Source organism: Caballeronia sp. Sq4a, from assembly GCF_023170545.1.
Lineage (GTDB): Bacteria > Pseudomonadota > Gammaproteobacteria > Burkholderiales > Burkholderiaceae > Caballeronia.
Window position 1 is genome coordinate 2,114,410 of record NZ_CP084250.1, and the last position, 14,499, is coordinate 2,128,908.

Annotated in this window: 17 protein-coding genes; 15 read left to right on the forward strand and 2 right to left on the reverse strand. The window is 63.7% G+C overall.

What is annotated here, in order from left to right:
• The first annotated feature begins 22 nt into the window (after positions 1 to 22).
• The 15 genes from urtB (at position 23) to ureG (ending at position 12,724) form a co-directional block, all read left to right on the forward strand.
• Entirely contained in the window at positions 23 to 1,639 is a 1,617-nt protein-coding gene (gene urtB, locus LDZ24_RS10065; protein WP_248320332.1) for an urea ABC transporter permease subunit UrtB, read from the forward strand.
• Between the two features lie 3 nt (positions 1,640 to 1,642).
• Positions 1,643 to 2,833: an urea ABC transporter permease subunit UrtC gene (gene urtC / locus LDZ24_RS10070; protein WP_248320333.1), complete on the forward strand. Its 1,191-nt coding sequence runs from the start codon at positions 1,643 to 1,645 to the stop codon at positions 2,831 to 2,833.
• Positions 2,830 to 3,714 (forward strand): urea ABC transporter ATP-binding protein UrtD, encoded by an 885-nt coding sequence (gene urtD, locus LDZ24_RS10075; protein WP_248320334.1) that lies wholly within the window; start codon positions 2,830 to 2,832, stop codon positions 3,712 to 3,714. The genes urtC and urtD overlap by 4 nt, the downstream gene beginning before the upstream one ends.
• A gap of 15 nt (positions 3,715 to 3,729) precedes the next feature.
• On the forward strand, positions 3,730 to 4,422 hold the full coding sequence (urtE, locus tag LDZ24_RS10080; protein WP_248320335.1) for an urea ABC transporter ATP-binding subunit UrtE: 693 nt from the start codon (positions 3,730 to 3,732) through the stop codon (positions 4,420 to 4,422).
• A 29-nt stretch (positions 4,423 to 4,451) separates the two neighbouring features.
• Positions 4,452 to 5,312 (forward strand): urease accessory protein UreD, encoded by an 861-nt coding sequence (locus LDZ24_RS10085; RefSeq protein ID WP_248320336.1) that lies wholly within the window; start codon positions 4,452 to 4,454, stop codon positions 5,310 to 5,312.
• Positions 5,313 to 5,487: 175 nt separating this feature from the next.
• Positions 5,488 to 6,285: a transporter substrate-binding domain-containing protein gene (locus tag LDZ24_RS10090; RefSeq protein WP_248320337.1), complete on the forward strand. Its 798-nt coding sequence runs from the start codon at positions 5,488 to 5,490 to the stop codon at positions 6,283 to 6,285.
• An 18-nt stretch (positions 6,286 to 6,303) separates the two neighbouring features.
• Positions 6,304 to 6,993, forward strand: a complete 690-nt coding sequence (locus tag LDZ24_RS10095; protein WP_248320338.1) for an amino acid ABC transporter permease — start codon at positions 6,304 to 6,306, stop codon at positions 6,991 to 6,993.
• Positions 6,990 to 7,640, forward strand: coding sequence for an amino acid ABC transporter permease (locus LDZ24_RS10100; protein ID WP_206466783.1), 651 nt, complete (start codon positions 6,990 to 6,992; stop codon positions 7,638 to 7,640). Before LDZ24_RS10095 ends, LDZ24_RS10100 begins: the two co-directional genes overlap by 4 nt.
• Positions 7,627 to 8,346: an amino acid ABC transporter ATP-binding protein gene (locus LDZ24_RS10105; protein WP_248320339.1), complete on the forward strand. Its 720-nt coding sequence runs from the start codon at positions 7,627 to 7,629 to the stop codon at positions 8,344 to 8,346. Before LDZ24_RS10100 ends, LDZ24_RS10105 begins: the two co-directional genes overlap by 14 nt.
• 89 nt (positions 8,347 to 8,435) lie before the next feature.
• Positions 8,436 to 8,738, forward strand: a complete 303-nt coding sequence (locus LDZ24_RS10110; RefSeq protein ID WP_008342482.1) for an urease subunit gamma — start codon at positions 8,436 to 8,438, stop codon at positions 8,736 to 8,738.
• A 10-nt stretch (positions 8,739 to 8,748) separates the two neighbouring features.
• On the forward strand, positions 8,749 to 9,054 hold the full coding sequence (locus LDZ24_RS10115; protein ID WP_248320340.1) for an urease subunit beta: 306 nt from the start codon (positions 8,749 to 8,751) through the stop codon (positions 9,052 to 9,054).
• A gap of 16 nt (positions 9,055 to 9,070) precedes the next feature.
• Positions 9,071 to 10,777 carry an urease subunit alpha gene (ureC, locus tag LDZ24_RS10120; protein WP_175944701.1) on the forward strand — a complete coding sequence of 569 codons (1,707 nt, stop codon included), beginning with the start codon at positions 9,071 to 9,073 and terminating at the stop codon, positions 10,775 to 10,777.
• 7 nt (positions 10,778 to 10,784) lie between these two features.
• Positions 10,785 to 11,381: an urease accessory protein UreE gene (gene ureE, locus LDZ24_RS10125; RefSeq protein ID WP_248320341.1), complete on the forward strand. Its 597-nt coding sequence runs from the start codon at positions 10,785 to 10,787 to the stop codon at positions 11,379 to 11,381.
• On the forward strand, positions 11,368 to 12,048 hold the full coding sequence (locus LDZ24_RS10130; RefSeq protein ID WP_248322331.1) for an urease accessory protein UreF: 681 nt from the start codon (positions 11,368 to 11,370) through the stop codon (positions 12,046 to 12,048). The genes ureE and LDZ24_RS10130 overlap by 14 nt, the downstream gene beginning before the upstream one ends.
• A 25-nt stretch (positions 12,049 to 12,073) precedes the next feature.
• On the forward strand, positions 12,074 to 12,724 hold the full coding sequence (gene ureG / locus LDZ24_RS10135; RefSeq protein ID WP_175944705.1) for an urease accessory protein UreG: 651 nt from the start codon (positions 12,074 to 12,076) through the stop codon (positions 12,722 to 12,724).
• Positions 12,725 to 12,800: 76 nt separating this feature from the next.
• Here the strand turns inward: ureG and LDZ24_RS10140 are convergent, their stop codons facing one another.
• Together LDZ24_RS10140 and waaA are read right to left on the reverse strand one after the other, a co-directional pair.
• The gene (locus tag LDZ24_RS10140) at positions 12,801 to 12,983 is read right to left on the reverse strand and encodes a hypothetical protein (protein ID WP_248320342.1); all 183 of its coding nucleotides are present in this window, start codon (positions 12,981 to 12,983) and stop codon (positions 12,801 to 12,803) included.
• Between the two features lie 151 nt (positions 12,984 to 13,134).
• Positions 13,135 to 14,484, reverse strand: coding sequence for a lipid IV(A) 3-deoxy-D-manno-octulosonic acid transferase (gene waaA / locus LDZ24_RS10145; RefSeq protein WP_248322332.1), 1,350 nt, complete (start codon positions 14,482 to 14,484; stop codon positions 13,135 to 13,137).
• Between the last annotated feature and the right edge of the window lie 15 nt (positions 14,485 to 14,499).

Sequence of the window (14,499 nt, forward strand, 5' to 3'; positions counted from 1 at the left end):
AAGTCTCATCAGAAAGGCCCTTATGAAAGGCTCCGTTGTGCTCCCCCTCTTTCGCGCGATGCTCGCGGTCTGCATCGCGCTTGCGCCGTTCGTGGCACACGCGCTCACGGCCGACGAACTCGCGCCGCTCGCGGGCGATGACTATCAGGCCAAGTCCGCCGCCATCGACAAGCTCATCGCGAACGCGGATGCGCCTTCTGTCGCGGTGCTCAACGCGCTCGCGGACGGTTCGCTCGTCGCCACCGATAACGGCCATGTCTACGTGCAGACCGACGAGGGCAACAAGGACGCCATCACAGGCAAGATCACGAACGCGCCGGATGCGCAAGCGATCACGCTGAACAACCAGTTGCGCACGAAAGTAGCGGGCGCGCTGTCGGGTCTTCAACTCGCATCGCCGGACCTGGGCAAGCGCCGCGAAGCGGTAGCCGCGTTATTGAAGAACCCCGACGCGTCGATGAAGCCGCTCATCGATCGCGCCCGCGCCGCCGAGACCGATCCCGAGTTGAAGAAGCGCCTCGACACGCTTTGGGCGATGACCGCGCTGCATGATCCCGATGTGAACAAGCGTCTGGAAGCCGCGCAACTCGTCGCAGCCCGGCATGACCTCGATATGTACGAGTTGCTGCGCCCCATCGTCGCGAAGAAGAGCGATGGCAGCTTCAACGAACCCGACGAGCGCGTGCGCGCGGCGGCGCAGGCCGGTATCGAAGCGCTCGACTCGATCCAGCGGCGCAGCGAAATCGCGGGCACGCTGTTCGCCGGTCTCTCGCTCGGCAGCGTGCTGTTGCTGGCCGCATTGGGACTCGCGATCACATACGGCCTGATCGGCGTCATCAACATGGCGCACGGCGAATTCCTGATGATCGGCGCTTATGCGACCTATGTCGTGCAGAACCTCGTGCAGCATTACGCGCCTGCGGCGTTCAACTGGTACCCGCTCTTCGCGGTGCCCGCGTCGTTCGTTGCGGCGGCGCTCGTCGGCATCGTGCTGGAAAGGCTCGTGCTGAAGCATCTTTATGGCCGTCCGCTCGAAACGTTGCTGACGACCTTCGGCATCAGTCTCATCCTCATTCAGGCGACGCGGACGATCTTCGGCGCGCAGAACGTGCAGGTCACGAATCCTTCGTGGATGAGCGGCGGCGTCGCCGTGATGCAGAACCTCATCCTGCCGTATAACCGCCTGACGATTCTCGCGTTCTCGCTCGCCGTGGTGCTGATTGCATGGGGCGTGTTGACGCGCACGCGGCTCGGTCTCTTCGTGCGCGCCGTCACGCAGAATCGCCGCATGGCCGCGTGCGTCGGCGTGAAGACCGCGCGCGTCGATTCGTATGCGTTCGCGTTCGGCGCGGGCATCGCCGGGCTTGGCGGATGCGCGCTCTCGCAGATCGGCAATGTCGGCCCGGACCTCGGGCAGAGCTACATCATCGATTCGTTCATGGCCGTGGTGCTCGGCGGCGTAGGCCAGCTCGCAGGCACCGTGATCGGCGGCTTCGGGCTCGGTCTCGTCAACAAGGCCATCGAGCCGTTCTGGGGCGCGGTGCTCGCGAAAATCGCGGTGCTCGTGCTCATCGTGCTGTTCATCCAGAAGCGTCCGCAGGGCATGTTCGCCCTGAAGGGCCGCAGCGCGGAGGCCTGAACCATGACCGCCTCGACCAACATCAGCGCGAATCTGGACGTCGCGCCACAACCCGATGCAAGCGCCGCACGCGCGGGCTTCGCGCTCGGCCTGCCGCCGCGCGCCGCGCTGTTGCCGCGCAACGGCTGGATCGCGCTGCTTGCGCTCATCGTTGCGATGGGCATCTGCGTGCCGCTCTCTGCGCTCGTGCTGCCGGAAACCAGCACGTTCCATTTGTCGGCCTACGCGATGACGCTTGTCGGCAAGCTCATGTGCTATGCGATCGGCGCGCTGGCGCTCGATCTCGTGTGGGGTTATTGCGGCATTCTGAGCCTGGGCCACGCGCTGTTCTTCGCGCTCGGCGGCTATGCAATGGGCATGTACCTGATGCGCTCCATCGGACGGGAAGGCACGTATCAAAGCGATCTGCCGGACTTCATGGTGTTTCTCGACTGGCACAAGCTGCCGTGGTACTGGCAAGGCACGGAGCATCTCTGGTACGCGCTCTTGCTCGTCGTGCTCGTGCCCGGCGTGCTGGCCTGGGTCTTCGGCTTCTTCACGTTTCGCTCGCGCGTGAAGGGCGTGTATCTGTCGATCATCACGCAGGCCATGACTTTCGCCGCGATGCTGCTCTTCTATCGCAACGAAACGGGCTTCGGCGGCAATAACGGCTTCACGGATTTCAAGCGCATCGCGGGCTTTCCAATCACGCATGCGGGAACACGCACGGTCCTTTTCCTCATCACGTTCGCGGTGCTCGTGCTCGCGTTCCTCGTGGCGCGCTGGATCGTCACGTCGAAGCTCGGGCGCGTGGTGACGGGCGTGCGCGATGGCGAAGCCCGGCTCATGTTTCTCGGCTACAGCCCGCTCGCGTACAAGCTGTTTATCTGGACGATATCGGCCGTGCTGTGCGGCATCGCGGGCGCGCTGTACGTGCCGCAAGTCGGCATCATCAATCCGAGCGAGATGTCGCCCGCGAACTCGATCGAAATGGCGATCTGGGTGGCGGTCGGTGGGCGCGGCACGCTCATCGGGCCGATCATCGGCGCGTTCGCCGTCAATGGCGCGAAGAGCTTTTTCACGGCTTATTTCGCGGAATATTGGCTCTTCTTCCTCGGCCTCATCTTCACGCTCGTGCCGCTCTTGTTGCCGAACGGAATCATGGGTCTCATCGAACTCGCCCGCCGCAAGACGCAAGGAGACGCCGCAGAATGACCGTGCATCATGCATTGATCGTCGACTTGCCGCCGATTCCTCAGGCGCCCGGCGTGAGTGAGCCGGGGCACAAGAACATCAACGTCAACTCCGGACTCGGCCATGTGCTCAAGCCCGGCGAGATCGACGTATCGCATGGAACGATTCTCTATCTCGAAGACGTGACCGTGAGTTTCGACGGCTTTCGCGCGCTCAACAAGCTCACGCTGTCCATCGACGTGGGCGAGTTGCGCTGCGTGATCGGTCCCAACGGCGCGGGCAAGACCACGATGATGGACGTCATCACCGGCAAGACACGGCCCGATGACGGCCGCGTGTTTCTCGGGCAGACGTTCGATCTCACGCGCATGTCGGAACCTGTGATCGCGCGCACGGGCATCGGCCGCAAGTTTCAGAAGCCGACTGTCTTCGAGAATCATCCTGTGTGGGAGAACCTCGAACTCGCGATGAAGACGGACAAGCGATGGTTCGCGTCGTTGCGCGCGCGGCTGGATCGCGCGGCGCAGGCCCGCATCGAAGAGACGCTCGAACTGATCCGCTTGCAGCATCAGGCGACGCGCCTTGCCGGCGAGTTGTCGCATGGACAAAAGCAGCGGCTCGAAATAGGCATGTTGCTCATGCAGCAGCCCGCCCTGCTTCTGCTCGATGAACCCGCTGCCGGCATGACCGATCACGAAACCATGGAGCTCGCGGAATTGCTGAACACGCTACGGGGTTCATGTTCGATGATGGTGGTCGAGCACGACATGGAGTTCGTCGCGGCGCTCGCGGGCGACAGCGGCAAGGTGACGGTCATGGCCGAAGGCAGCGTGCTCGCCGAAGGCACGCTCGACAGCGTGAAGCGCGATGAGGCCGTAATCGAATCGTACCTTGGCCGTTGATACCGGAACCACTCAATGCTCGAAGTCGAATCGCTCAATCAGTATTACGGCGGCAGTCACATTCTGCGTGACGTGAAGATGACCGTGCCCGAGGGCAAGCTCACCGTGCTGCTCGGCCGCAACGGCGTCGGCAAGACCACATTGCTGCGCTGTCTCATGGGCGTGGTGCCGTCTAAAAGCGGCAGCATCACATGGCGCGGCGCGAAGATCTCGTCGATGCCGACGCACGCGCGCGTGGCGAGCGGTCTCGCTTATGTTCCACAAGGCCGCGATATCTTCGGGCGTCTCACGGTGGAGGAGAACCTGCTCGTCGGCGCCGCGAGCCGCAAGGCGCCTTCGAAGATTCCCGATCACATCTATGCGCTTTTTCCCGTGCTGCGCGAGATGAAGCATCGGCGCGGCGGCGATCTGTCGGGTGGTCAGCAGCAGCAGCTCGCCATCGGCCGCGCGTTGATGAGCCAGCCGCAACTGCTCATTCTCGATGAACCGACCGAAGGCATCCAGCCATCGATCATTCGCGATATCGGCCGAACGTTGCGCCAGCTCGTCGATGAAATGGGCATGACAGTGCTGCTCGTGGAGCAGTATTACGACTTCGCGCGCGAGCTCGCGGACCACTATTGGGTGATGAGTCGCGGCGAGATCGTCGCAGGCGGCGCGGGATCGGAGATGGAAGCGCATGGAGTGCGCGAGCTGATCGCCGTATGATGGTGGACCGCTCATAACGCACTGCTTCCATGCATCACGAATCTCACGCGGCGCTCGCTCATCCCGATGTCTGGCGCGGCACGCTCGAACTCGGCTTTGCCCGGCAGCATGGCCGCACGGTATGCGCGCATCGCAAGCATGAAGGTCCGCTGCGCGTGCAACGGCCGCTCTATCCCGAAGGCGATATCTGCCACGCGGTGATCGTGCATCCGCCGGGCGGCGTCGCGGGTGGCGATCGTCTATCCGTCGACGTAAAGCTCGGCGAAGACACGCATGCCGTCATCACGACGCCCGGCGCGACCAAGTGGTACAAGGCGAACGGCAAGCTCGCGACACAGCGCATCGACGTTCATCTCGGACGACACGCGAAGCTCGACTGGCTACCGCAAAACAACATCGTGTTCGAATCGTCGAATGTGGAGCTTGCGTTCAACATCACGCTCGACGAAGGCGCAACGGCCATCGGCTGGGACGCGATGCTGCTCGGCCGCGCGGCCGCCGGCGAACGCTGGACACAGGGGCGCATCAAGGCGGTGTCGCGTATCGCGTATCGCGATGGACGCACGCTGTGGTTCGAGCGCGGGCTGATCGATGCGAACGATCCTTTGCGCGATGCATCACAAGGACTCGCGGGCTATCCCGCCTATGGCACGCTATGGGCCGTCGGGCCCGCATGCGACGACACGTTGGCCGAGGCTCTCACCGCGCAGTTGCCGTTCAATGACGAAATGCGCGCGGGGGCATCGTGCGTGGCGCCCGGCGTATTGATCGTGCGCGCCATCAGCCGTTCGATGGAGACGCTGCAACGCGCGTTGACCGATTGCTGGACTCAGCTTCGTCCGCTCGTGCATGGCGTCGCTGCGCAACCGCTCAGGTTGTGGACCACTTGAGCACGCACCATCGCGGCGCATGTGCGCGCCCCGCGTATGTGCGCGAGCCCGTGTAACCAGCCAGGCAACGCCGATGGCATAAGGCTTTAGCGTCGATGGCACGGCTCTCGCTTACGAGCATGGCTCCAAGAGCCGCGCATGCAACGCGGCCATCACAAAGCCTGAAGGATCATCCATGCCGAAGCTCTTCGTCCGTGCGCGACGCACCGCGCTAGCCGTGCTCGCTGTCACGCCGCTTTTCGCCTTCACTGCGCAGGCAAACGCCGACGCGCTCGATACCATCGCCAAGAGCGGCACCCTGCGCGTGGCCGTGCCCGAGGACTATCCGCCGTTCGGCTCGGTCGGCGCCGACATGCAGCCGCAAGGCTATGACGTGGACATGGCCGCGTTGCTCGCCAAGTCGATGAAGGTCAAGCTTCAGCTCGTGCCCGTGAATAGCGCGAACCGCATTCCGTATCTCACGACGAACAAGGTGGATCTGGTGATTTCGTCGCTCGGCAAGACGCCGGAGCGAGAGAAGGTGCTTGACTTCTCGACGCCTTATGCGCCCTATTTTCAAGGGGTTTTCGGGCCCGCCGACATCAAGGTGGGCGGCCCGGCCGATCTCACCGGCAAGACCGTGGGCGCGACGCGCGGCGCGCTGGAAGAGATCGCGCTGTCGCAAATGGCGCCGAACGCCACCATCAAACGCTTCGAGGACAACAACGCGACCATCTCCGCGTTCCTCTCGGGACAGGTTCAGTTGATCGCGGCGGGCAATATCGTCGCCGCGGCGATCCTCGCGAAGAATCCGCCGCGTCGCCCCGAAGCGAAGTTCATCATCAAGGATTCGCCCTGCTTCGTCGGCATGAACAAGAACGAGCCGCGCTTGATGGCGAAGGTCGACGATACCATCGCGCAGGCGAAAAAAGACGGCACGCTCAACGCCATGTCGAAGAAGTGGTTCGGCCAGCCGCTGCCTGCCAGTCTGTAACGCAGGGCGCTACATCGCATGGCCTATCAACTGGAATTCGCCGACTTCGCGAACTACGCGGGCATGTTTGCGAGCGGCGCGGCGACGACGCTTGCTCTCACCGCCATCTCGACGGCGCTCGGCGTATCGCTCGGCGTGATCGGCGCGGCCGCTCGCGACAGCCATCGCGCGTGGCTGCGTTCGCTCGTCGGCGGCTATGTCGAAGCGATTCGCAACACGCCGTTCATCGTGCAACTGTTCTTTGTGTTCTTCGGCCTGCCTGCGCTCGGCATTCATCTAAGCGAGTATGTCGCTGCCATTGTCGCGATGACGTTGAACCTCGGCGCGTATTCCATCGAGATCATTCGTGCGGGCATCGCGGCGGTGCCTAAGGGGCATCACGAAGCGGCGGCATCGCTTGCGATGTCGCGCAATGAAGCCTTTCGGCATGTCGTGTTGCCGCAGGCGCTCGCCAAGGTGTTCCCCGCGCTCACGAGCCAGATCGTCATCACGATGCTCGGCTCCGCCGTGGTCTCGCAGATTTCCGTGCCCGATCTGACGTATGCCGCGAGCTATATCCAGTCGCGCAACTTCCGCGCATTCGAAACGTGCTTCCTGGTCACCGCTTCGTATCTGGCGCTCGCGCTTGCCCTGCGCGTGGCGCTCAATGCAGCAGGCAAGCGTCTTTTCATGCCTGCCGTAAGCGCCAACAGAGGTCACGCGCGATGATCGAATTTACCTTCGCGCAGATCTTCGAGAACCTGCTGCTGGCCGCGCGCTGGACCGTCGTGCTGTCGATCGTATCGTTCGTGCTCGGCGGCATCGTCGGCTTCGCGCTCCTGGTGATGCGCGTATCGAAGTACGAAGTCCTGCGCGCGCTGGTGAAGGGCTACATTCAGGTCTTTCAGGGCACGCCGCTCTTGATGCAGCTGTTCCTCGTCTTCTTCGGGCTGCCCTTGCTCGGCATCGACGTGTCGCCCTGGGTTGCCGCCACCGTGGGGCTCACGCTTTTCACGAGCGCCTATCTCGCGGAAATTTGGCGCGGTGCAGTGGAAGCGGTGCCCAAGGGCCAGTGGGAAGCATCGTCCAGTCTTGCAATGAGCTACTTCGAGCAGCTTCGTCATGTGATTCTTCCGCAGGCCACGCGCATCGCCGTCGGGCCGACGGTCGGCTTCGCCGTGCAGGCGGTGAAGGATACGGCGCTCGTCTCCATCATCGGCTTCACGGAACTCACGAAGGCCGGCACGATGATATCGAACGCGACGTTCCGCCCGTTTCTCGTGTATGGCCTCGTCGCGATCATTTACTTCGTTCTCTGCTATCCGCTGACGCGCTATGCGCGCACGCTCGAAAGGAAATGGCATGCCGCTCGTTGAAACGCGCAATCTGCACAAGCACTTCGGCTCGAATCAGGTTCTGAAGGGCATCGACTTCTCGGTCGAGCGCGGGCAAGTGGTGTCCATCATCGGCAAGAGCGGCTCGGGCAAGAGCACGCTGCTGCGCACGCTCAATGGTCTCGAGAGCATCGACGAAGGCTCGATCGAAATCGACGGCGAGCATATCGACGCGCGCCGCGCCGACTTGCGCGCGCTGCGGCTCAAGGTCGGCATGGTCTTTCAGCAATACAATCTCTTTCCGCATCTCACAGCAGGGCAGAACGTGATGCTGGCGCAAACGGTCGTCAAGAAGATTCATAAGGCGAAGGCGCGCGCGACCGCGCATACGGTGCTGGAACGCGTCGGCCTCGGCGACAAGTTCAATGCCTATCCGGAGCAGCTATCCGGCGGACAACAGCAACGCGTTGCCATTGCGCGCGCGTTGGCGATGAATCCGAGCGTGCTCTTGTGCGATGAAATCACCTCCGCGCTCGATCCCGAACTCGTCGGCGAAGTGCTGGCCGTCGTCGAAGACCTTGCGCGCGATGGCATGACGCTCATCATGGTGACGCACGAGATGCGGTTCGCGCGCAACGTGAGCGACAAAGTCGTCTTCATGCATCAGGGACGCGTGTGGGAATCCGGCGCGCCGGAACAGATCTTCGAGCGGCCCGCGAGCGTCGAGCTGCAACGCTTCATTCAATGACAAGCCCGCTGAAAGCTCGCTCACAAAGCGGTCCAAAACCAGAAAGCAAGTGCTAGGATGACGAAGCCCATCGCCTACACAACAAGTTCATGAAACTCACGCCTCGCGAAAAGGACAAGCTCCTGATCTTCACGGCGGCGCTGCTCGCCGAACGGCGCCGCGCGCGCGGCCTCAAGCTCAATCATCCGGAAGCCGTCGCGTTCATTTCCGCCGCTTTGATGGAAGCCGCGCGCGATGGCAAGACCGTCGCCGAAGTCATGCATTACGGCACCACGCTGCTCACGCGCGACGACGTCATGGAAGGCGTGCCCGAGATGATCCCCGACATACAGATCGAAGCCACCTTCCCCGATGGCACGAAGCTCGTGACCGTCCACCATCCCATTCCTTGAGACGCACGCGATGATTCCCGGCGAATACTTGATCGACGACGGAGAGCACGAACTCAACGCAGGCCGCGAGACCGTGTCCGTCGTCGTCGCGAACAGCGGCGACCGGCCGGTGCAGGTCGGCTCGCACTACCACTTCTACGAAGTCAACACGGCGCTGCTCTTCGACCGCGAGAAGACGCGCGGCTTTCGGCTGAACATCGCGGCAGGCACTGCCGTGCGCTTCGAGCCGGGACAGGAACGCACGGTCGAACTCGTCGCGCTCGCGGGCGATCGTCACGTGCACGGCTTCAATGGCCTCGTAATGGGCCCACTCTGATCAGGACATCAACGACATGACGCTACGCATCGGCCGCCGCGCATACGCGGAAATGTTCGGCCCGACCACCGGCGACCGCGTGCGCCTTGCGGACACCGATCTCATCATCGAAGTCGAACGGGACTTCACCACGTACGGCGAGGAAGTGAAGTTCGGCGGCGGCAAGGTGATTCGCGACGGCATGGGCCAGTCGCAACGCACGTCCGCCGATGTCGTCGATACCGTCATCACGAATGCGCTGATTCTCGATCACTGGGGCATCGTGAAGGCCGATATCGGCATCAAGAGCGGGCGCATCTTCGCGATCGGCAAGGCGGGCAATCCCGACATCCAGCCGAACGTGACCATTGCGATCGGCGCGGCCACCGAAGTGATCGCGGGCGAAGGCATGATCGTGACGGCGGGCGGCATCGACACGCATATCCACTTCATCAGCCCGCAGCAGATCGACGAGGCGCTCGCAAGCGGCGTCACGACGATGCTCGGCGGCGGCACCGGCCCCGCGACGGGCACGAACGCGACGACCTGCACGCCGGGGCCGTGGCACATGGAACGCATGCTGCAAGCCGCCGATGGCTGGCCGATGAACCTCGGCTTTCTCGGCAAGGGCAACGCGAGCCTCCCCGAGCCGCTCATCGAGCAAGTGAAAGCCGGCGCCATTGGTCTCAAGCTGCACGAAGACTGGGGCACGACGCCCGCGGCCATCGACAATTGTCTCTCCGTCGCGGACGATACCGACACGCAAGTCGCCATCCACACGGACACGCTGAACGAAGCGGGCTTCGTCGAAACGACGGTGGCCGCGTTCAAGGGCCGCACGATCCACACGTATCACACCGAAGGCGCGGGCGGCGGTCATGCGCCGGACATCATCAAGGTGTGCGGCGAGCCGAACGTGCTGCCCTCGTCCACCAATCCGACGCGGCCCTACACCGTCAACACGCTCGACGAGCATCTCGACATGCTGATGGTGTGCCATCATCTGGACCCGTCGATTGCGGAGGACATCGCGTTCGCCGAGTCGCGCATTCGCCGCGAGACCATCGCGGCCGAGGACATTCTTCACGATCTCGGCGCGCTCTCGATGTTGTCGTCCGACTCGCAGGCAATGGGCCGCGTGGGCGAAGTCATCATCCGCACATGGCAGACGGCGCACAAGATGAAAGTGCAGCGCGGCGCGCTACCCGAAGACAACGCGCGCAACGACAATTTCCGCGCGAAACGTTATGTCGCGAAGTACACGATCAACCCTGCGATCACGCATGGCATCGCGCATGAAGTCGGTTCCATCGAGCCCGGCAAGTGGGCCGATCTCGTCTTCTGGGAGCCGGCGTTCTTCGGCGTGAAGCCCGCGATGATCGTCAAGGGCGGCATGATCGCGCTCGCGCAAATGGGCGATCCGAACGCGTCCATTCCGACGCCGCAGCCGGTGCATTACCGCGAGATGTTCGCGACGCGCGGCGGCGCGCTCGGCAAAACATCGCTCACGTTCGTGTCGCAACTGGCGATGGAGTCGCGTATAACCGATCGTTATGGCCTGAAGAAACAGGTCGTCGCCGTGAAGAACTGCCGCAATGTGACGAAGGCCGACATGATTCACAATGCATGGCAGCCGTCCATCAGCGTCGATCCGCAGACCTATCAGGTGATCGCGAACGGACAACTGCTCACTTGCGATCCCGCCACCGTGCTGCCGATGGCGCAACGCTACTTCCTGTTCTGATCGTCTCATGCGTACCATAGACAAACGTCTTACCGCCAAACTGGCATCCGTGCTCATCAAGCGCGCGCCCACGCTGACGCTCGCTTTCGATGCGCGCTGCAAGAGCCGCCTCGCCGCCACGCTCGACAACGGCGAGGAAGTCGCGCTCGTGATGCCGCGCGGCACCGTGCTCGCGAACGACGATGTTCTCGTGGCCGACGACGGCGGCCTCGTGCGCATCATCGCAGCGGCTGAAGACGTGCTGGTCGTGCGCGCGGTAAATCCGCTGACGCTGATGCGCGTGGCCTATCACCTCGGCAATCGACACACACCTGTGGAGATTCACGCGGATCATCTGAAGCTCGAAGCCGATGCCGTGCTCGAGGACATGGTCGCGCGGCTCGGCGCCACCGTGACGCGTGAATCGCAGCCGTTTCAGCCGGAGACTGGCGCGTATGGCGGCGGCCATAAACATGGTCATGATGAGACCTTCAGCGAAGACTACGCGCTCGCGCAGAAGGTGTATCACGAGCATCACGGGCACGATCATTCGTCATGCGGACATGATCATTCGCATGACCACGCGCATGGACACCATCACCACCACGGTCATGCGCACGACTGAACTCACTGCGCTCCTGCACCTCGCGTCGCCGGCGCTGCCTATCGGCGCGTTCAGTTATTCGCAGGGGCTCGAAGCTGCGATCGAACACGGCTTCATTCGCGATGCCGACACCACGCGCGAATGGATCGCAAGCGGTCTCGCGAACGTGCTGGCGCGCGGCGAACTGCCTTTCATCGCGCATCAGATGGAACACTGGCGCGCGCACGATGCAGCGTCGCTCGCGCATGCGAACGACGAGTACATCGCAAGCCGCGAATCCGCCGAATTGCGACGCGAAACCGAGCAGATGGGATGGTCCCTCGCGCAACTGTGCGCATCGCTCGAATGGGGCGATGCGGCGCGCCGCGACACGCTCGCCGCGATGAAGCCCATCGCGCAACCGACGGCGTTCGCATTCGCCGCGTATGCACACGACGCCGCGCCCGATGCCGCGCTCGCCGCGTATGCGTTCAGCTGGGTGGAGAATCAGGCGGCCGCCGCGTTGAAGGCCGTGCCGCTCGGTCAACTCGCGGGCCAGCGAATCATCGTCGCGTTGCGCGGGCCGATAGACGACGCGGTGGCTCGCGCGCTCGTTACATCGCCCAATGCGATCAACACATTCGCGCCGCAACTCGGCATTCTTTCCGCAAGGCACGAGTCGCAATACTCGCGGCTCTTTCGCTCGTAACTTCTCTGCTTAGAACCGATATCGCATGAATGCTCCTGCTTATTCCGCCGCCGCTCGTCGAACGAAAAAACTGCCGCCGTTGCGCGTGGGCGTCGGCGGACCGGTCGGCTCCGGCAAGACGACGCTGCTCGAAATGCTCTGCAAGGCGATGCGCGATCGCTACGATCTCGTCGCCATCACGAACGACATTTACACGAAGGAAGATCAGCGACTGCTCACCGTCGCCGGCGCTTTGCCCGCCGAGCGGATCATGGGCGTGGAAACGGGCGGCTGTCCGCATACCGCGATTCGCGAGGACGCGTCGATCAATCTCGAAGCGGTGGATCGCATGGTGTCGCGCTTTCCGGATGCGGATATCGTGTTCATCGAATCGGGCGGCGACAATCTGGCCGCGACGTTCAGCCCCGAGCTCTCGGACCTGACCATCTACGTGATCGACGTGGCGGGCGGCGAGAAGATTCCGCGCAAGGGCGGCCCGGGCATCACGAAGTCGGATCTGCTCGTCATCAACAAGACGGACCTCGCGCCCTACGTCGGCGCGAATCTGGACGTCATGGCGTCCGACGCGAAAAAGATGCGCGGCGAGCGGCCGTTCGTCATGTGCAATCTGAAGGCGCTCGAAGGGCTCGATAGCGTGATTGCGTTCATCGAGAAGAAGGGCCTGCTCATCGGCTGAATGCTGCGCGGCAGCCGGCGAACGGTGTCGCCGGTGGCCGCGCAGTTCCGGCTAACAAACAGTTCAGCGAAACAGTTCAGCGCGGCCCGTGCCGCTGCTTCGCGCCGCCGCCCGCGCCGTGGTCTTTCCCGGCCTTGGTGTGATTCGCCGCATGCTGACCGCTTGCGGGCTTGCTGCTGCTCGTCGTCGCAGGCTTGCCGGACTGGTTTTCTGCCTTGACGTCCTGCTCGGTTTTGCTGGTGGGCGGAGCTGTCTTCATGCTGGAGTCCTCTTCGTTCGCACAACGTTGAAACGATGCTTATCTCGCATGCGGATCGATCCGCGTGTGCCGGTCGCGTGTTTTCCGACCGACCGTGCGCTTCATGCCTGTTGCTGCATAAGCGATCGATCCATTCATCGTTTCGCAAGCGTCATTCCACGAAGCGCATCGAGTCGGCCTGACCGAGCCGCCCGCTCTCTTCTTCCAGCATGACGCCGAGGATTTCCACCGTCCGTTCCGTCGCGCCGCGATGCCGCGCCGCGAACGCCGCCGCCGCTGCGCTCATCGCGATGCGGCGCGCCTTGTCGTTGAACAATTCGCGCAAGCCCTGAGCGAGCGACTGCGGACTGTCGACGCGCAACGCCGCGCCCGCCGCGATGGCGTCGTTGGTCGCCTGCGTGAAGTTGAATGTGTGCGGCCCGATCAGCACCGGCACGCCCGCCGCGCACGCTTCGATCAGATTCTGGCCGCCGAGCGGCAGCAGACTTCCGCCGATGAACGCGAGATCCGCCGCTGCATAGTAGGCGCCGAGCTCGCCCATCGAATCGCCGAGCAAAACCTGCACGCTCGACGGTAACGGCGACGGCACGTCCGCGCCCGATCCCGCCGCCACGGGCTTGGGCGCCCACACGGAACGGCGCGCGCTCGTCATGCCCACGGTCGCGATCAGCGCGGAGACTTCGTCGAAACGTTGTGGATGGCGCGGCACGAGAATCAGCAGCGCGTTCGGCACGTTCAGAGCGGCGAACGCGCGCAGCACGAGCGATTCCTCGCCTTCGCGCGTGCTCGCCGCGACCCAGACGGGCCGCTCGCCGATGGCCGCGCGCCACGCCTGTCCGCGCGCGACGAGCTCGGGCGGCGCGGTCATGTCGAACTTGAGATTGCCGAGCACGGCCACGTTGCGCGCGCCGAGCGCGGTGAGCCGTTCGGCGTCCGAAGGCGTCTGCGCGAGCACGCGCGAGAAGCCGCCGAACACTTCGCGCACCGGACGCCCGAAGCGCGCCGCCCGCCGATACGAGCGCTCCGACATGCGCGCATTCGTCAGCACGAGCGGCACGTCGGCGCGACGGCATTCGTCGATGAGCGTCGGCCAGACTTCCGTCTCCATCACGATGCCGATTGACGGCCGCCACGCGCGCAGAGAACGCCGCACGAGATGCGGCAGGTCGTACGGAAGATAGCTGCGCATCACGCGATTGCCGAACAACGCGACGCCCGTCGCGCGGCCGCTCGGGGTCATGTGCGTGATGAGCAGGCGCGCTTCGGGGTGCGCCTTCATCAACGCTTCGATCAACGGCTGGGCGGCGCGCGTCTCGCCGACCGACACCGCATGCACCCAGATGAGCGGCGCGAGATCATCGGCGCGGCGCGCGGGGCCGCGTCCGAAGCGTTCGCCGATATGCTCGCGATAGCCGCGCTCCTTGCGCGAGCGGATCAGAAGCCGCAGCACCGCGAGCGGGGCGACGATCCACCACATCGCGCGATAGATGGCCCTCAGCACGACAGCCGAGAGCGG